The sequence below is a fragment of the Bacteroidales bacterium genome (assembly GCA_031276035.1).
GTDB lineage: Bacteria > Bacteroidota > Bacteroidia > Bacteroidales > BM520 > RGIG7150.
In genome coordinates, this window is sequence record JAISNV010000011.1 from 74,425 (window position 1) to 93,017 (window position 18,593).

13 protein-coding genes, 2 tRNA genes and 1 pseudogene are annotated in these 18,593 nt (G+C 31.2%); 4 read left to right on the forward strand and 12 right to left on the reverse strand.

Features of this window, described 5'->3' with window-relative positions; genetic code table 11:
* Nucleotides 1-19: 19 nt before the first annotated feature.
* Complete coding sequence (locus tag LBP67_03015; protein MDR2083947.1) at nucleotides 20-1,321, forward strand: tetratricopeptide repeat protein; 1,302 nt, start codon at nucleotides 20-22, stop codon at nucleotides 1,319-1,321.
* Between the two features lie 185 nt (nucleotides 1,322-1,506).
* On the forward strand, nucleotides 1,507-1,893 hold the full coding sequence (locus LBP67_03020) for a hypothetical protein (GenBank protein ID MDR2083948.1): 387 nt from the start codon (nucleotides 1,507-1,509) through the stop codon (nucleotides 1,891-1,893).
* A 95-nt stretch (nucleotides 1,894-1,988) separates the two neighbouring features.
* Here LBP67_03020 and LBP67_03025 read toward each other — a convergent pair.
* The 6 genes from LBP67_03025 to LBP67_03050 form a co-directional block, all read right to left on the reverse strand.
* Nucleotides 1,989-2,063: transfer RNA gene (locus tag LBP67_03025), tRNA-Arg, on the reverse strand.
* Between the two features lie 96 nt (nucleotides 2,064-2,159).
* Nucleotides 2,160-3,818 (reverse strand): hypothetical protein, encoded by a 1,659-nt coding sequence (locus LBP67_03030; protein MDR2083949.1) that lies wholly within the window; start codon nucleotides 3,816-3,818, stop codon nucleotides 2,160-2,162.
* Between the two features lie 11 nt (nucleotides 3,819-3,829).
* A complete protein-coding gene (locus LBP67_03035) occupies nucleotides 3,830-4,708 on the reverse strand; it encodes a YitT family protein (GenBank protein ID MDR2083950.1) in 879 nt (292 codons plus the stop codon).
* A 73-nt stretch (nucleotides 4,709-4,781) separates the two neighbouring features.
* On the reverse strand, nucleotides 4,782-5,783 hold the full coding sequence (gene argF, locus LBP67_03040) for an ornithine carbamoyltransferase (GenBank protein MDR2083951.1): 1,002 nt from the start codon (nucleotides 5,781-5,783) through the stop codon (nucleotides 4,782-4,784).
* 132 nt (nucleotides 5,784-5,915) lie between these two features.
* On the reverse strand, nucleotides 5,916-6,428 hold the full coding sequence (locus LBP67_03045) for a GNAT family N-acetyltransferase (GenBank protein ID MDR2083952.1): 513 nt from the start codon (nucleotides 6,426-6,428) through the stop codon (nucleotides 5,916-5,918).
* Between the two features lie 69 nt (nucleotides 6,429-6,497).
* On the reverse strand, nucleotides 6,498-8,348 hold the full coding sequence (locus tag LBP67_03050) for a YgiQ family radical SAM protein (protein ID MDR2083953.1): 1,851 nt from the start codon (nucleotides 8,346-8,348) through the stop codon (nucleotides 6,498-6,500).
* Between the two features lie 67 nt (nucleotides 8,349-8,415).
* On the opposite strand from LBP67_03050, the gene glmS reads away from it, so the two are divergent.
* Nucleotides 8,416-10,260: a glutamine--fructose-6-phosphate transaminase (isomerizing) gene (gene glmS / locus LBP67_03055; GenBank protein MDR2083954.1), complete on the forward strand. Its 1,845-nt coding sequence runs from the start codon at nucleotides 8,416-8,418 to the stop codon at nucleotides 10,258-10,260.
* Between the two features lie 82 nt (nucleotides 10,261-10,342).
* Here the strand turns inward: glmS and LBP67_03060 are convergent, their stop codons facing one another.
* The 6 genes from LBP67_03060 to LBP67_03085 form a co-directional block, all read right to left on the reverse strand.
* The gene (locus LBP67_03060; GenBank protein ID MDR2083955.1) at nucleotides 10,343-11,500 is read right to left on the reverse strand and encodes an amidohydrolase; all 1,158 of its coding nucleotides are present in this window, start codon (nucleotides 11,498-11,500) and stop codon (nucleotides 10,343-10,345) included.
* Nucleotides 11,493-12,017 (reverse strand): hypothetical protein, encoded by a 525-nt coding sequence (locus LBP67_03065; GenBank protein ID MDR2083956.1) that lies wholly within the window; start codon nucleotides 12,015-12,017, stop codon nucleotides 11,493-11,495. The genes LBP67_03060 and LBP67_03065 overlap by 8 nt, the downstream gene beginning before the upstream one ends.
* A gap of 3 nt (nucleotides 12,018-12,020) precedes the next feature.
* On the reverse strand, nucleotides 12,021-14,240 hold the full coding sequence (locus LBP67_03070) for a patatin-like phospholipase family protein (GenBank protein ID MDR2083957.1): 2,220 nt from the start codon (nucleotides 14,238-14,240) through the stop codon (nucleotides 12,021-12,023).
* A gap of 13 nt (nucleotides 14,241-14,253) precedes the next feature.
* Nucleotides 14,254-16,563, reverse strand: a complete 2,310-nt coding sequence (locus LBP67_03075; protein MDR2083958.1) for a hypothetical protein — start codon at nucleotides 16,561-16,563, stop codon at nucleotides 14,254-14,256.
* Nucleotides 16,564-16,952: 389 nt separating this feature from the next.
* Nucleotides 16,953-17,027, reverse strand: a tRNA-Pro gene (locus tag LBP67_03080).
* Between the two features lie 303 nt (nucleotides 17,028-17,330).
* The gene (locus LBP67_03085) at nucleotides 17,331-18,224 is read right to left on the reverse strand and encodes a helix-turn-helix domain-containing protein (GenBank protein MDR2083959.1); all 894 of its coding nucleotides are present in this window, start codon (nucleotides 18,222-18,224) and stop codon (nucleotides 17,331-17,333) included.
* Nucleotides 18,225-18,482: 258 nt separating this feature from the next.
* Between LBP67_03085 and LBP67_03090 the strand changes: the two are divergent.
* Nucleotides 18,483-18,593: pseudogene (locus tag LBP67_03090) on the forward strand (transposase).

Sequence of the window (18,593 nt, forward strand, 5' to 3'; positions counted from 1 at the left end):
AAACTTTAAAATTCGGAATATGAAAAAGATTTTTGTTATTTTAATTGCTGTCTTAATCCCAGTTACAGCAATTTTTGCTCAAAGAGTTGAGATACAAAATGCCTCAAACTATTCAAGAAACAATGATTTAACCCGTGCTATTGAAAGTGCTGAAAAAGCTACTAAAGATCCCGAAACATCAAAAGATAGTAAAGCTTGGTATCTTAAAGGTACAATTTTGTTGAAACTTGATGATATGTATTCTATTTATAATGCAGCTAAAACAGGTTTGACACAAACGGAATATAATAAAGAATTAGCTCCTTTTAATGCTGAAGAACCAAATGCTCCTTTAAAACCAAATTCATCGAAGAAAATTAAGCTGGATGATGGTTCCAGAATAACACAAGCAACTTATCAATATGATGTTATTGTGAAATTTGATGCTAACGGTAAACTGTTTGAAGCAAGCGAACCAACAAACGGCAGATTTTTAAAAGAGTATAATAATGATCTACTGGATGTGGCTTTTGATGCTTTTCAAAAAGCGATTGAATATAATAATGACGAAGAAAGTGTTACAAACGCTAAAATAAATCTTAGTGTTATTTCACAACGTTATTTTAATCAAGCAGTTAATCAATATCAGAATAAAAATTACATGGATGCATCTTCAAATTTTGAAAAATCGTTCTTAATGAAGAAAAATTTCTTTAATCAGTTTGATTCGGTAAGCTATGAATATGCTAATAATGCAATTAAAATGTATATGCAGGAAAGTCTTGCAAATAATGATACTGCAACATATATGGCTACATGTGCAATGGGTGCTCAAAAATTTCCAGATGATGTTTTTTATGTTATTTCAGAAGCAAATATTTGGTTGGCCAAAAATGAACCGGAAAAAGTTATTCAATCTTTAGAAAAGGCGATGACAATGGTTACTGACAATGCAACTATTTTTTACGCAATAGGTGTTAATTACGGTGCACTTCATAATGTTGATAAATCTGTAGAAGCATATAAAAAGGCTATTGAAATTGATCCTAAATTTTTTGATGCATATTATAATTTAGCTGCGATTTATGTTAATACCGGTAATGAATTTTTGAAGGAAGCTAATAATTTACCGATTAGCGAAAATGAAAAATATGAGGAATTAAAAAAGAAATCCGAAGATTATTACCAATTAGCAATTCCTTATTTAGAAAAAGCTCATGAATTAGATAAAACTGATATTAATGTTTTAAATACTTTGAGAGAAATTTATGTAAAAATACAGAGACTTGATGATGCTAAAAAGATTAAAGAATTAATTGATGAATTAAAAGCTGCCGAATAATCTATTTTAAACTTTATTAGTGATAGAAAGAGGAGGATATATAAATTATGTTCTCCTTTTTAATTATTATATTATTTAACATAATATTAATTATAGGACAAATAAATATATAAAATTATATCAAAAAAATTTTAACTTTGCATTAAATTATACAAAATTATTTACTAACTAAATTTTTAAATCTAATGAAAAAAATCAAAACATTATTGGCATTAATAATGCTACTTGTTACAACAGGTCCGATCTGGGGACAAATAACGGTTTCAGCTCCATTAACCGTTAATGTAATTTCTCAAAGTGCAGACGAAGCGACTATTACCGTTGTCTGTGTATATTCTAATGGGCAACAAGATGCCGAATTGAGGACAATTCCAATTTATAGAAAAGTTCCCGGAAATTATCATGGTTCCGGTTCAACAGTATTTTCAATTGTTACTAATAGTACAAACTTTTATTTAACTAATATAATACTTGTTATAAGCACAGATGATGGTGAATATACGACACTGACATATAACAATTTTGTTTCAAATGTTTCTGTAGATTTCAGATCTAAAAATGGATTAAATTAAATCAGTTCGATTAACCACGATTTAATTTTTCAGACAAATAGTATTTTTAAAACAAGAAAGCCGGCTCATTACAAGACCGGCTTTTGTATTTAATGTGAACCCGGAGGGGTTCGAACCCCCAACCTGCTGATCCGTAGTCAGCCACTCTAATCCAATTGAGCTACGGGTCCAAAAAAGATTTGCAAAAATACAAAATAATTAGTAATTAACAATTAAATAATCAATTATTTTTTACTAAGAACTGTTGAATTAATCACATCCGGAAATTAATAAACCAAAATCCCGGAAATATTCCATGCGCTAAAACTTTGACCTTCTTTTCTTCCCTGCGGAATACATATACTTAACTTGTGTTTTCCCTTAGTAATTTGCGGATAAAAGATTTCTATAGGATTGGTTATGGTTCCGGGACACCAGCCGGAACGGCTGTAATCCGATGATGATAAACCATTGGAAAAATTTCCCGAACATGGATTTCTTTCTCTATAACTGGCACAATCATATCTCCATGGAATTATTGATATTTTTGAATTATCTAACTGAATTTCATTTGGTTTTTTGTTGAATTCATCACCGCCGCCCCAACCGCCGTGTCCGGTTGAGATATAACTTATAACAGCATCATTTATATCGTGTTCGAGTTTAAAATCAAGGTTTAAAGTGTCTGTATCAAAAAAGTCGGGATAATCTTGTCCATCCATTTCCATTAAGTTCAAAGTACAAAATAATGGTATAACATTCTGTTCTTCAACATCAGGATTTCCGGGATGAAATTTAATATCAAGATTAATAATATGTCCGTACTTATCATAATTTCCTATGAAAACTCCCAATAATACTTTATTGCTTAATAATGGTACTAAATGACTTACATCGTGTTTAAAGACAATTGAATCGTACCAGTTATAATTTCCATATTCAAGATAATTGTATTTTCTTGTTCCGAAAGACGTATAAAACCTCATTAATTCTACCGGCGGTGAATAATTATCGGTCATTAGCATTCCGTAGTGTTTTTTACCTTTCTTATCAGTAAAATATGGTAGACAATCAATACCATTCTTCATTCCGTCATAAAATGATAATTCTTTATCCATTGGAACAACAAAAACGCTACCTGTTCTGTCATAAGCATCACCATCGGAATACTGGCTTAATTCAACAAAAATATTATACTTCCAGGTGCTATCAGGTAAATCAATCATTTTACAAATTATTGTGCCGTTTCCGAAGATCAGTAAACTATCGGTTATTAATTCATTTGAAACTTCAATTGACGGATCATAACATATTCTTTGATTGGAGAATACATTAACAGTTTTGACATGCATTTCATTGATTCTTTTCTGATATTCGGATGCCGGTAAAATTGTACCGAAATCTTCAGGTAAAAATTTTTGTTGTTTATTTGAGTAGTCGATTTTTATTGCCTCCTCTACTCTATTTCCATTATATATTGTCTTTAGAATTAATCCTTTAGTTATTCCGAAATGCGAATTGGGAGTAATAACATATTTAGAATCTTCAAGATAAAATATTTCAATAATATTAGAATTGATTATAACTTTTGCCTTTTTACAACTCAATCCTAAGATTTCTTCTGTTTCATTCAGATATTCCCAATTTTGTTGGAAAATAATATCTGACTCTGAGGTTATTATCTCATCACTAATTAATTTGTATGATTTAAAAACTTTATTATTATCGATATCAATATATGTCTTCGAATTAGAAATTTCATCATTTTTTATAAAGTAAATAATAGATGAATTAGAAGAAGATTCGGATATAGTAAAATTTACTGAATCAATATTATCATTAAAACTTCTCTGATAAGTAACTTTTACGCATTTATCTTGTGAAAAAGAAAAATCAAAAGATAAAAATAATATTGATAATAAGAACAATCTCTTAAAATGCTTCATACTTTCGATAATTATGTTTTAATCGTATCAAAATTTCTACCATAAACACCTTCAACTCTTGAAACCGACAAAAAAGCGTTAGGATCAATTTCCTTTACTGTTTTTAATATTTTTACCTTTTCTTGTCGATGAACAATAATAAACAAGACTTCGGTATCAGATTTGTTATACCAACCAATTGCGGGAATGACTGTTACTCCCCTACCAATATCATTAGCGATTGCATTCGCTATTTCGGCATACTTAGGTGAAATAATCATAAATTGGTAAGATTGTCTATTACCATTTAAAGTGATATCGAGCACATAAGAGAAAACCCACATTACTACAAGGCCAAAAACAACTTTTTCAACATCGCGAAAAACTAAGAAAAATAATACAACAACAATTGCATTAAAGTACATGCTGACTCTTCCGGGACTGATGTTTTTATGCTTATTGATTATCAGAGCAATAATATCCGTTCCTCCCGTATTTCCACCGAAATTAAAAACAATCCCCAAACCGACTCCTGATAATGCTCCGCCGATTAATGCATTCATAAAAGGTTGATCTGCTACTAAGGGTTCAGTGAAAAATTTTTGCAATATAATCAACATTACCGAGGACATTGTAACACCAATAAGTGATAATTTTACGAATTTCCAACCCATTATTTTATAAGCAATTATCAATAAAATAATGTTAGCAACAAATGTTGTAATACCTACAGGGATACCGGTAACATAATACAGAATCATTCCTAATCCGGTAAATCCACCGCTAATCAATTGTGACGGAATTATGAAAGCGGCTAATGCAAATGTGTAAATCAACATACCGAAGAACATGCCAGCGTATGATTTCACTGCATCAAAAGTCGAACGGAATATTTTACTTTTTGTTTTCATTTTGTACGTTTATTAAAAAAGGGCAAGCTACTAATAACCTGCCCTATGTTTGTGTTAATTACATTTTCTAATATTAATCACCTAAAGTTGCAACCATAACAGCTTTGATTGTATGAAGCCTGTTTTCAGCTTCATCAAAAACTAAAGACATTTGAGATTCAAAAACTTCTTCTGAAACTTCCATTTCCGATATACCGAATTTTTGGAATATCTCTTCTCCTATTGAAGTTTCACGATTGTGGAAAGCCGGTAAGCAGTGTAAAAATTTAACGTTAGGATTACCTGTTTTTTTCACAACATCCATATTAACTTGGTACGGAAGCATTAATTTAATTCTTTTTTCCCATTCTTCTGGAGCTTCACCCATAGAAACCCAAACGTCGGTATATAAGAAATCAACACCTTTAACACCTTCAGCAACATTGTCTGTTAAAGTAATTTTAGCACCCGTTTCTTTTGCAATTTCCAAACATTCATCAACTAATTCCTTAACCGGAAGAAAAGCTTTAGGAGCAACAGCTCTGAAATCCATACCCATTTTTGCGGCGCCTACCATTAAGGAATTACCCATATTGTTTCTTGCGTCACCTAAATAGGCAAAAGAAACCTTATTCAATGGTTTGTCAATATTTTCCATCATTGTTAAAAAGTCTGCTAAAATTTGCGTCGGATGGAATTCTGTAGTTAATCCGTTCCAAACAGGAACACCGGCATATTTGCCTAATGTTTCAACGATGTCCTGAGAATATCCCCTGTATTCTATTCCGTCATACATTCTACCTAGAACCCTTGCGGTATCTTTCATAGATTCTTTTTTACCCATCTGTGAGCCTGCAGGACCTAAATAAGTAACTTTGGCTCCTTGGTCAAAAGCAGCAACTTCAAATGCGCAGCGAGTACGTGTAGAATCTTTTTCAAAAAGCAAAACAATATTTTTACCTTTTAAATTTTGTTGTTCTGTACCTGTATACTTTGCAGCTTTAAGGTTTGCTGATAAATCAAGCAAATGTTTAATTTCTTTTGGAGTAAAATCCAATAATTTTAAGAAATTTCTGTTTCTAAGATTAAATGCCATTTCTTTTAAGAATTTGATTACTAATAATATATTTTGTTAAATGATTTTTATAAAAATTTGTGCAAATATAGAAATATAATTGATAATCGACAATTATTTGTGTTCAAAACATAAAGTGCGAAATTATCAAATCTAAATTAAATAAATATTTTTATATATCATAATCTTCAACTTTTCAAACTCCTCTGCCGTCAGTTTTTTATTTGACATGATATATTGCTGCATAACAAATTCTTTTGTTTTGTACGATGGTTGCATGTAATAATATTCATTTAGATGTAATCCGTAACGTTCGTAGAATTTAATTCTGCGTTGTGACATTTCATTATCAGGAACTTCAACTTCTAAGGTGATCAGTTTTGAAGTCTTAGCAAAGAAATCATTGAGAAATCTCCCACCTAATCCGCTATTTCTCATTTTTACATCAATAGCAAAATGCTCTATATGAATAAAATTATCAAATTCCCAATAACCGATAATACCACGATTTTCACTATTTTCAGTTATAATAAAAAAATTATATTCAGGATTATTTCTTGATATTAACACATCAAAATCCGGTCTTTCATCCTCAGGGAAAGAATGTTCCAATAGTTCTTTAGAAAATTTCTTATTTTCATCAGTATATTTTATTAAATCAATCATATCTAATAATTTTAGTTTTTTATCCAAATACTATAAAGATGCTTTTAATTTATTTTATCTATCTTAAAGTTATTCATTTCCATAAAGTTTTTTTATCAAATCTTTTCTGCCGATTTTATTTAATACTCTCGTTATCTCCATTTTATTTTCCGGTTTGTGCCAAAACAAGAATAAATTTTGTTGTTTTTTATCCTGAATACTTTTGGCCGTATAAACTTTTTCTTTAGTGTATGGATTAATTCCGGCGTAATAAATAGTTGTTGATAAAGTCATTGGTGTTGGTGTAAAAGTTTGAACTTGCTCCGGATGGTAATGTGACCTTTTTGTTTCAATGGCAAGTTCAGCCATATCACTTATCGTACAAGCAGGATGAGCTGAAATAAAATACGGAATCAACTGATATTTTAAATTATTATCACGACAAATCTTATCAAAGATATTATTAAACTGGTTATAAACCTTAAAAGACGGTTTTCTCATTATTTCCAGAACATTATTACTGCAATGTTCCGGTGCAACTTTTAATCTTCCGCCGGTATGGTATTTTATAACAGTTTGTGCATATTCATAAACTTTATATTTTCTGGCTTTATCAGTTTCTTTCGGGAAAAACATGTCATATCTTATTCCGCTACCTATAAAAATATGCTTTATTTTCGAATTCTTTTTTACTTCGTAATAAAGTTCTAATAATGGTTGATGATCGAAATTTAGATTTGAACAAATTTCCGGATATATACAACTGGTCTTTCTACATTTTTTACATTTTTGAATATCTTCGCCGCGCATTTTATACATATTGGCGGACGGCCCCCCTAAATCGCTGATTGTTCCGCCGAAATCTGGCATTTGCGAGATAATATCAACTTCTTTTAAAACAGATTCTGCAGAACGCGAGCTAATAAATTTTCCTTGATGCGCCGAAATTGTACAAAAGGCACAGGCTCCAAAGCATCCGCGATGGATGTTTATAGAATTTTTTATCATGTTGTATGCAGGAATTTCTCCGCGTTTCAGGTATTTCGGATGCGGTTTACGAGTATAGGGAAGTTCATATATTTCATCTAGTTCTTTTGAACTTGCAGGTTCATTTTGCTTGGTAATTATAACATATTCATCATTAGTTTTTTCAATCAAAGTTTTTCCGGAAAACAAATTAGAGTTTTGTTCAATTATTTTAAAATTTTCTGCAAAATCAAACTTGCTCTTTAATTGTTCTTCATGTGATTTTAATTCGATATAATTTTCTTCTTTTAAAGAATTAATCATACCTTTTTTTAATGTAAATCCAATCTGATTTATTTCCGATAATAAATGATGATTCGAATCTTCTTTTAATAATGAATTGATACCATATTTCTCTACAAATTTCAAAATATCTGCTATTGGTTTTTCTCCCATTCCGTAAACAAGAACATCTGCCTTACTATCTAATAAAATCGGTTTCTTTAAAGAATCAGACCAGTAATCGTAATGAGTTAATCTTCGCATTGAAGCTTCAATTCCGCCGAGAATTATCGGAACATCAGGAAATAATTCTTTCAAAATATTTGAATAAACAATTGAAGCGTAATCAGGACGAAATCCGAATTTTCCACCGGGAGTATAAGCATCATCGGATCTAAGTCTTTTGTTTGCAGTATATCTATTCAGCATAGAATCCATATTACCAGCAGTTACGCCGAAAAAATACTTCGGTTTACCGAGCTTCTTAAAATCGCGAAGGTCGTCTTGCCAATTTGGCTGCGGAAGAATTGCGACTTTTAATCCTTTACTTTCGATAACTCTTCCTATAACGGCAGCACCAAACGAAGGATGATCAACATAGGCATCTCCGGACACAATAATAACATCAGCCTGTTCCCAAGCTAATTTATTCATTTCATCTTTGGTTATCGGTAGCGGAGCCGTATTTTTCATCTTAATTTTATGCAAAAGTACTAAAATTAATATAACTTTGCGGTCCTGAAATTTAAACGAAAAGAATATGTGCGGAATAGTTGGATACATCGGAAAAAAAGACGCTTACGAAATTTTAATTAAGGGTTTACACAGGCTTGAATATAGAGGCTACGACAGTGCGGGAATAGCATTAATTAATGATAATAACGATTTGGTTGTTTATAAGACTAAAGGTAAAGTTGCCAACTTAGAAAGTTATGTTGCAAATTTGGATTGTAGCGGCAGCACAGGAATCGCGCATACACGCTGGGCTACACACGGAGAACCTAATGACATTAATGCTCATCCTCATTTTTCCGGATCGAAATCTTTAGCCTTAATTCACAATGGAATTATCGAAAACTATAGACCTCTTAAAGAGGAATTAATCAGTCAGGGTAAAACTTTTGTTAGTGATACGGACACTGAGGTTTTAATTCAATTAATTGAGTTCATGCAAGAATCTCATAATTGCGATTTATTTACGGCAGTTCAGATGGCTTTAAATAGTATCGTCGGAGCTTATGCAATTGCCGTAATAAATAAAAATGATCCGAAAACTATGATAGTTGCCCGTAAAGGGAGTCCGCTTATCATAGGAATCGGAGAAAATGAGTTTTTTGTAGGTTCGGATGCAACGCCTATTGTTGAATATACAGATAAAGTTATTTATTTGGAAGAAGAACAAATTGCAATAATTAATTTAAATGACGGTTTAAAAATAACCGATTTAAAAAATATTGAAACAACTCCGATTATCAACAAGTTAAATATTAATATTAGTCAATTGGAGAAAGCCGGTTATGATCATTTTATGCTTAAAGAAATTTTTGAACAACCGGAATCTCTGTTAAATACATTAAAAGGCAGATTAAAAGTTGATACAAAGGAAGTAAAACTTTCAGGCATTATAGATAATATTGAGAAATTCCGTAATGCGCGACGAATAATAATCTGCGCTTGCGGTACATCATGGCATGCGGGATTAATCGGTAAATATATTATTGAAGAATTGACTAGAATTCCTGTAGAAGTTGAATATTCTTCGGAATTCAGATATCGTAATCCTATAATTCGTGATGATGATATTGTTATTGCAATTTCACAATCAGGAGAAACTGCCGATACACTTGCCGCAATCGAACTTGCCAAGTCTAAAGGAGCATTTTTATTCGGAATATGCAATGTTGTGGGTTCCTCAATTCCGCGCGCAACTAATTCGGGAGCTTACACTCACGTAGGCCCGGAAATTGGTGTTGCCTCTACAAAAGCTTTTACGGCACAACTATCTACTCTGTTTCTTATCGCTCTTTCCATTGCTCATGAAAAAGGTACAATAAGTAATGAATACTTTGAAAAGTTAATTGATGAGCTGCAAACCATTCCAAGCAAAATTCAAGAAATATTAAAATTAAACGACAAGATTAAAGATTTTGCGAGAATGTTTACTTATGCAAAAAACTTCATCTACCTGGGAAGAGGTTACAATTATCCGGTTGCATTGGAAGGTGCTTTAAAGTTAAAAGAAATTTCTTATATACATGCGGAAGGTTATCCTGCTGCTGAGATGAAACATGGTCCTATTGCATTGATTGACGATGAAATGCCTGTTGTTGTTATTGCAACAAAGCGTGGATACTATGATAAAATAGTTAGTAATATCGAAGAAATTAAAGCTCGTAAAGGATTGATTATTTCAATTGTTACTAAAGGTGATACTCAGGTAAAAAATCTTTCGGATTACTCAATTGAAATTCCTGATACGGTTGATTGTTTTGTTCCGATATTATCTGTGATACCTTTACAATTGATATCTTATTATATTGCAATAGCTAAGAACAGAGACGTGGATCAACCGCGAAATCTGGCAAAATCTGTAACAGTTGAGTAATTATTGTCAATTTAGTTGCATTAACTTAATCTTTATTAGAGTTCTTTTTATTAAGATCGGAAAAGTTTATCTTTTAGGGAATTTATAAGATTTTGGTCATCAAAATTTCACAAAAAATATTCATTCCGATAAGCATACAATTTTCATCCGGATTGAAGGTTGACGAATGAAGTTTTGTATTTGAGTTGCAACCAAGACGGAAATAACACGAAGGAACTTGTTCCGCAATATATGCGAAATCATCTGAGGTTAACCTTTCAGGAATTTCAATAATACTTTCTTCCGAAATAATTTTTGAAGCAGCATTATGGACAATTACGCACATTTTCTCATCATTAACTAAAACAGGATAGCCCTGATTAATCTTGAAAATTGCTTCTCCTCCATTTGCTTTAGAAATACTTTCTACGGCCTCGTTTATTTTATTATGCAGAGTCGCTCTATCATTTTTACTGAAAGCGCGAACAGTACCTTTTATATTTACATAATCGGGGACAATATTTGTTGCACCTTCGGCAATAAAACTTCCCAAAGATACAACAAAAGGAAATTCCATTTTTAGAGAATTAAGTTTATCAATCTCAATAAATATTTTAGAAGCAATTGTTATCGGATTAATAATATTTGCAGGAATTGCGGCATGCCCTCCTCTACCCTTGACATCAATATAAATTTCATCACTTGAAGCCATAAAAGCTCCCTTGTGAATTCCTATTTTTCCGGTTTCCAGTTCAGGACTTAGATGTAAAGCAAATGCGGCATCATATTTTTTACTTTTGAAAAAATCCGAATCAATAAATGTTTTGGCTCCACCGGGATTCACCTCTTCTCCTGTTTGAAATAGAAGAGTTATATTACATTTTAATATGTTTCTGAAATTTGAAATAACTTTTGCAACACCTATAAGTACTGCTGTATGAACATCATGTCCGCAAGCATGCATTATACCATTATTTTTAGAAGAAAAACTTAATCCGCTTTTTTCTTCAATCGGTAAAGCGTCGATATCGGCACGAAATAATAGATTAGGATAATTATTATTAGTATTTACTTCACAAACTATGGAATATGTGTTTTCAATATAGACAGGTTTCAGATTCAAATCATATAAATAATTAAAAATAAAATCCGAAGTTTTTTTTTCCTGAAACGACAATTCGGGATATTGATGAATATGCCGCCTAAATTCTAAGATTTCCGGAAAAATATTTTCAATATAATTTATATATTCACTATTCATCTTTATTCTTTTTAACAACAATTAATGGTGATTCAACAACATTACTTGAATGTAACTCACGGTCAACCATATAAATTGAGAACATAATTGTGTCGTATTCGGTGAAAGTATTTATAAAATTAATAGTATCATAAATAGTGCCCTTAATATTTTTATTTACTCCTGATGGAGTCAAAACCGGAAGTCGCGAGTTGAAATTAACAATTGTGGCGCTACTATCCATACTATGTACTTGTGTTAAAATACCGTTTTGCATCTCAAAATAATCTACAAACAAATTGTTGTTATAAGGAGGTATATATGGCGGTAAAGTATCTCCCTGTTCTAAACCAATATCGCCGTCGCCATCGGTAAAATCAATAATCAAAACACATTTAACGGTGACATCATTTTCATTAATTAGTTTATATGAATTAAATGTGATTTGCGGTTCAATAGGATATTGTTCACGACCGTTACAAGATTGCAACAATAAAATAATTAAGACACAAAAAATTGTGATAATATTTTTTCTCATAGCTTAAGGATTAATGAAGTTTCCAATGCTTAAATAAAATTCTAAGCCTTTTCTATTCAATGATTTATTTAGTGATATTCTGATAGGAAAATTAGATATTTTCAATCCGTATGTTATTCCGATATAAGTATAGATATTATCAAAATCGATAACCTGATCCTTGATATTATCGTGCATTGATACCGCACCAACAGAGAGTATTGCATAATGTCTTTTTAAGAAATTAAATTGAAGGTCTTCTCTGAGATGGAAGATATTGTTTGCTGATAATTCCATATGCCGAAATCCTGCAAAAGGAATTACGTTCATAAATGGCTGATGATCATATCCGCCAGCATAATATTTATAAGGAAAGAAATCGCCGCCGAAAAGACTAATTCCAATATCGATATAAGTATTAAGAGTAAGATCAAACGGTTTATAATAACCTGTAGTTGAGAAACAAGCATTTACAGTATTAGTCATAAACGGCGAAATAGTATTTCTTGAAAAATCGGCAAAGATACCCTTTCCCGTATATGAAAGTTTGATTCCGGATTTCGGAAATACATCATTATCTAAAGTATTTAATGAAAATTTGAAATAACTTGTAAGACACAGATTTCCCAAGTTCAGAAAATCGGCTGCAGATATTCTTGCAACTCTTGAGAATGTTTGAAATTGAGCGCCGAATTTAATATATGAATTTACTGAAGTATTCAGTTGGAGAAATAATTCGGTTGATGTGTTTAGCAATATCGACTTTCCGGCAGCGGAATTGTCTTTGTATGTAAAATAAGGAATGGTATAAGCATTTATGGATGCACCTGGTTGAAGTTTTTTTCTTGTTGAAAAAAGATAAGTTGCATATAAATAAGGAAAAGAACTTAAGCCCAAATCTAAAGTAAAATATGAACCTTTAAGATATCCGCCGAGATTTCTGAAAGTGGTATTAAGCAACAATGTAGCATATTTTTCCTTCGAAAAGTTAAATCCGAGACTAACCGTATTAAGAGACATTTCTTCGAAACGTATAACCATTGCAGCACCATCTTTTCCGGGTAAAAGTTGGTATGTAACATATTTAAAAAAGTAGGTGCCACGTAAATTCTCGAGACTTGTTTCAATATCATCTAATTTTACATATCCAGGAACTTTGAATGTAAAACTGCTACTAATGGAATTAGGATTTGTCTTATAAAGTCCGTTCATCATCAGCGATTCAATATAAACCGAATCTAAAGGGCGGATATCCAGAAATTTAAATGGTTCACAACCCAAATTAATAAGTGAATCGGAAAGTTTTTGCAATTCATCAAGCTTTTCTTCGGCAGCAACCCTTCCGCGGTGGATAATTTCCTTATTCTGATCAAAACTACCGGAGTTCAATCCGCTGATATCCGGTTTGATAAGTACATCTATCATAGACATACTTTCTAAGTTTGATTTATACCTATTCATATCCATAAACTGATTCAACACATCAAAAACTGTAGTAATTGAATCAGGATCTTTCATATCACCCTGAACATCAAGCCCGATAATAGTTCTAACACCTTTGTTCCTTAGGTTTGAGGCCGGGAAATTATTAATAAATCCGCCGTCAACATATTTTTTATTATTGATACTTTTGGGAATTACAGCTATCGGAATAGACATACTTGCCTTTAGTGCATCCGGGAAATAACCTTCGGTTAACTCTACCGGTTCACCTGTTTCCAAATCAATTGCGATGCATAAAAACGGCGTAGGTAATTTTGAAAAATCGTCAATCATATAATACGGACTGTATAAACGGGTAAAAAGATCATCAATACGTTGTCCGTTTAAAAGTCCAGAAGGAATTCTTATATTAAAATTCGTATCAATAGGTAGAGTTAAAAAATAATTTGTTCTTATTTGTTTTTCATAAACAGATAAATTAGTAGAATTAACTTTATTACCGAGCAAATGCCCCCAATTCATATTTATTGCAATCTCTTCCAAATATTCCGGAGTGTACCCCAGGGCAATCATTCCGCCAATAATACTACCAATACTGGTTCCTGAAATATATTGTATAGGCATTCCGGTTTCTCTGATAACTTCAAGCATACCTATATAAGCTAATCCTTTTGCTCCACCTCCGCTAAAAGCAACACCAACAGTTTTTTCATCACATTCTTGAGCATGCAAAAACCGGACAGAGAACAATCCGAAGAAAATTAATATTAGAATTATGAATTTGTGTCGTAATAAAAACATATAAATCAGTACATTATTTAAGTAAAATAGCCTTCTGAGCGACTTTTTTTCCGGTTTTTTTCTGAAGTACAAAAATATAAATTTGATTTTTATTTTTAGCCGATGGAGTCCATGTTATTTTTGAAATATTTTCCTTCAGTGAAAATTCTTTCACTTTTTTATTGTTTGCATCATAAATAATTAAAGTTTGATTATTTATATCTTCTTCGAATTCAATATTAAACAATGAATTTGATGGATTCGGATAAACATTCAGATAATAATTCTTTTGATTTTCATAATTCGCTATTGAATTAACCGATGAATCAATAACAGCTAAAGCATATTCCCCCAAACTCAGTTTATCAACATATAAATCGCCGACAGATAAATTACCATATCTAATAGTGCTTAGCTTTTGCCAGGGTTCGGAATAATTTATACGGTACATCAAATAAACAGAATCATTATTTTCAATAATCAAGTCATTATCAAAATCATTCTTAGAATAAGTAAAAAGTCCGGCAATATCAGTATTACCGTAATTAATTAAATTTACTTTCCAGAAATGATTATTCGACAGTCTGTATTTACCATCTACCTTTAAAGGATCATTCGGAGCAATCATATAATGTGAGACATGCAAAAAAGAGGAATCGCTTATATCTTCAATATGAGCTTTGACATAGGTGTTATTTAAATTATGTGTTCCGGGAGTTTTTAATATTTTCTCTGTTTGAAACTTAGCGTCATAAATTTTGTCATTGTAATTTACAAAATACATTATCGGTTCAATATTTATTGTATGAACAGCATAACCGCGTTGACCGTCGAATTCGACAACAAAGGATTCACTTTCTAAGTCCAAATTCATAAAAGTTATTTCAACCTTATTACCATTAGAAAACTCATTTCTATTTCTTAATTTTTGTTGAATATAAATTTCAACTTCCCATGTATTTCCGTTTTTCACCGAAAAACACGAATCTATAAGGTAACCTGAAACACCTGCTTGATATACAAAGTTATGAAAGAAATCATTCAAATTTATTCCGGAAGCATTGCTTAATGCTTCACACAGATCTTCGGACGACATCGACGAATATTTGTTTTCTGAAAGTACTTTTTTTACCGAAGAAAAGAAAATTTCGTCACCAAGATAATTGCGTAACGAATGAACCACAATTGCACCTCTCTGGTATGCGCTTACACCATATGTGTTTGATAAGGGGATTTTATTCAATGGATAATAATCACCATCTTCATTTGGTTTATGAGCATTATTAAATACTTTACTTTTTGCCGAAAGAATATTCGACATATATCTACTCTTATCATAAAGTTCTTCTTCAAAATAATACTCTCCAAAAGTTGCCCAACCTTCATTAATCCACATGTCTTGCGCAGAAGCACAAGTAATTAGATTTCCAAACCATGAATGGAATAATTCGTGAGCATATAAACTTTCATAGGTTAAATTAGATGTAATGCAACTATTCGGAAAAGAAATATTATTCTGATGTTCCATAGCGCCTATTGATGTTGCAGTATATCCGATCCGTTCAAACATAAACGGCCCGAATTTATCTTCAAAAATATCAATTATTTCATGAATATTTTGAAAAAGTATTTCGGCAGCGCCAACCTGTGTCGGTTTTATGGTATATGTAATTGGAATTTCGCCATTTAAGCCTTGATGAATGTCTTCAACAAGAGCATAATTGCCCATAGCAAAAGAAGCGAGATAGCATGGTAATTCTTTTTCACTCTTAAAATGAAAAGTTTGAGTTCCGTTATTATTAGAATAAACATCTTGAAATATGCCGCCCGCTGTTGCGAGTTTATCATCAGGAACAGTAATATAATATTCAAAAGTAGCTTTGTCAGTGAAATTATCATTACAAGGAAACCAGGCTTTGGCAAGATTATGAGGGATAGTATTTATTCCTACGCCGAGATTATAAACATATTCGTTGTTGAAAATTACTCCGCCCCAACTTTCCGAAAAAGGCACACCATAATACCAAATATGAATTTCATTTTCTCCCTGAACCAAATAATCTGAATTTATTACGATTGTAGAATCGCTTAAGATATAGTGTGTCACCGTATGACCATTAACCTTAGCATTATCAACAGCCATATTTAAAAGATCAAAAGTAATGGAGTTTATATTTTCGGCAAGTTCGAGAGTTATTAGAGTATTTGCATATAAAATTTTGTTTTCTACATCAATAGTATCAATAGAAATAGTGTATTTTTTTACATCATATTGATTTTGCGCATGAATATTTATAGCAAAAAATATTGTAAAAATACTGTATATAAGTAGAGTTCTTCGCATACATTTAAATTTTATTGAATTACAAAAGTAAGAAAAATAATTAACAGTTAACAATTAACAATGAATAATGAACATTAATTAATTTTATTAATTGTGCAAATTTGTTTTTAAATATATTCGACCAGATTTCATCCAAATAAAAGATGACAACAAACTCTAAAAGTTGTTATGGAATATTTGAGAAATCACATAAATCCATGTGTGCGCTAATAATTATTAATACGGAAACTAAATGTTGCTATAAGTCATTATCTATTTTGAGAAATATTACAAAAATTTTACAACTAAAGGATGTATTTCGTATGTATTTTTGAGATATTTTGGAATAAGAGCATAAAAAAAGACAGTAAATACAAGCTTTGAACTTTTAATTTACTGTCTTTCAGATGTCGGGGTAGCAGGATTTGAACCTGCGACCTCCTGCTCCCAAAGCAGGCGCGATAGCCGGACTACGCTATACCCCGTTTCATACGCGGTGAGTTTTGTGAACCATATTTCTAAACCATATATTCAACAGGATTATGATTTTTATTTGGTTAAAAAATACTATAGTTGCACAGTTTTTGTACAACATTGTATTATATAAAACTCGGGTGCAAAAGTAATATATTTTTTTGATATAATTAAAATTTTTACAATAAATATTTTAATTACTGCAATTCCAGACAATTAAAAGTAATAGGTAAATTCAGTTCAAAAACTATATCCGCATAAAAATAACTCAAATAGACATAATTATTAGAGAGTTACCTGATGGTTACAAATTCTCACACCTTAATTTTTCTATATTCCTTCGGTGAATACCCCGTAGATTGTTTAAAATACTTCCCGAAATGCGATTGACTGAGGAAATTAAATTCATCACTAATTTGTTGGATCGTCATAGTTGTGGTTTTTAATAAAGCTTTGGATTCTAGAATAATGTAATCTTTTATCCAATCGCGGGGATGTTTTTCGCTCACTTCATATATAATTGCGCTCATGTTTTTAGCTGTCATAGACAATCTATCTGCATAAAATTGCACAGTATGTTCACGTTTAAAGTGCTTTTGCAGTTCCATAATAAACATTTCTAATACTTGCTCTTTATAAGTTCTACTTTCAGGTTTTGTTTGGTTATTTAAGGTGTCACATATTATATAAAACATAATACGAAAATAATGTTGCACAATTTGAGAAAGAAAGATGCTTTTATTTTCACTGATTTTATTTTTTAACAGGTTGAAAATTTGCATCATTTCAGACATTTCTTTGTCTGATAGCTCAGTAGACGGTGATTTTAAAAAAATGTTTTTCAAATTTACCGCCATAATAAAATCATGTTGTACGTTAAAAAAGTTATTAGTCATAATAATACATCCTGCCGTAAAATCAGATGTAATTTCCGTTATTTGAAAAATCTGTCCGGCAAGAATTGTCAAAATATGATTTTTGGAGACCGTATATTCATTAAAACCAATATTTATTCTCATAAACCCTCGTTTACAAAAAATAATAACATTTGTTGTTAATCGAACCGGATAAGGTGTAATAGCATAAAAAAGAATGTTTTCTATAGGTTTTGACAAATTATCGAAAATCATAAAATCATCATAAATACTTCCGGGATTCAGAAAATCACGAACTTTAAAATTTTCTACTTCAACTATTTGCTTTTTCATTATGAATATAATTTTAATCTTCAAATTGAGTCAACAAAGATATATAACATTTTTCTTACCTAATTTATATTTTAGACTTATATGCTATAAAAATATGAAAATTTAACTTAAAATAATCTAAATGATGACAAATGTACCAATTTTTTGGAGTTTTATAACTTTTTCGAACCTCGGAAGGAATATAATTTTGCACTAAAAAATTTAATTTATCTTAAAAATCCACCTCCAAAGGAGGTGGATTTTTAAGATAAATTAAAGCAAAAACCTTATTGGGGGAATCATTTTTGGTCTCGTGGTTATTTTGTCAATACCGTTGGTCTCAATGAAGATATGATTCGTCGTTACGTTCAATATCAAGAAGAACAAGAC

What these genes read in the sequence shown, in the direction of transcription:
- LBP67_03015 (MDR2083947.1), top strand. Translation starts at nt 20, where the DNA reads ATGAAAAAGATTTTTGTTATTTTAATTGCTGTCTTAATCCCAGTTACA.
- LBP67_03020 (MDR2083948.1), top strand. Translation starts at nt 1,507, where the DNA reads ATGAAAAAAATCAAAACATTATTGGCATTAATAATGCTACTTGTTACA.
- LBP67_03030 (MDR2083949.1), bottom strand. Translation starts at nt 3,818, where the DNA reads ATGAAGCATTTTAAGAGATTGTTCTTATTATCAATATTATTTTTATCT.
- LBP67_03035 (MDR2083950.1), bottom strand. Translation starts at nt 4,708, where the DNA reads ATGAAAACAAAAAGTAAAATATTCCGTTCGACTTTTGATGCAGTGAAA.
- argF (MDR2083951.1), bottom strand. Translation starts at nt 5,783, where the DNA reads ATGGCATTTAATCTTAGAAACAGAAATTTCTTAAAATTATTGGATTTT.
- LBP67_03045 (MDR2083952.1), bottom strand. Translation starts at nt 6,428, where the DNA reads ATGATTGATTTAATAAAATATACTGATGAAAATAAGAAATTTTCTAAA.
- LBP67_03050 (MDR2083953.1), bottom strand. Translation starts at nt 8,348, where the DNA reads ATGAAAAATACGGCTCCGCTACCGATAACCAAAGATGAAATGAATAAA.
- glmS (MDR2083954.1), top strand. Translation starts at nt 8,416, where the DNA reads ATGTGCGGAATAGTTGGATACATCGGAAAAAAAGACGCTTACGAAATT.
- LBP67_03060 (MDR2083955.1), bottom strand. Translation starts at nt 11,500, where the DNA reads ATGAATAGTGAATATATAAATTATATTGAAAATATTTTTCCGGAAATC.
- LBP67_03065 (MDR2083956.1), bottom strand. Translation starts at nt 12,017, where the DNA reads ATGAGAAAAAATATTATCACAATTTTTTGTGTCTTAATTATTTTATTG.
- LBP67_03070 (MDR2083957.1), bottom strand. Translation starts at nt 14,240, where the DNA reads ATGTTTTTATTACGACACAAATTCATAATTCTAATATTAATTTTCTTC.
- LBP67_03075 (MDR2083958.1), bottom strand. Translation starts at nt 16,563, where the DNA reads ATGCGAAGAACTCTACTTATATACAGTATTTTTACAATATTTTTTGCT.
- LBP67_03085 (MDR2083959.1), bottom strand. Translation starts at nt 18,224, where the DNA reads ATGAAAAAGCAAATAGTTGAAGTAGAAAATTTTAAAGTTCGTGATTTT.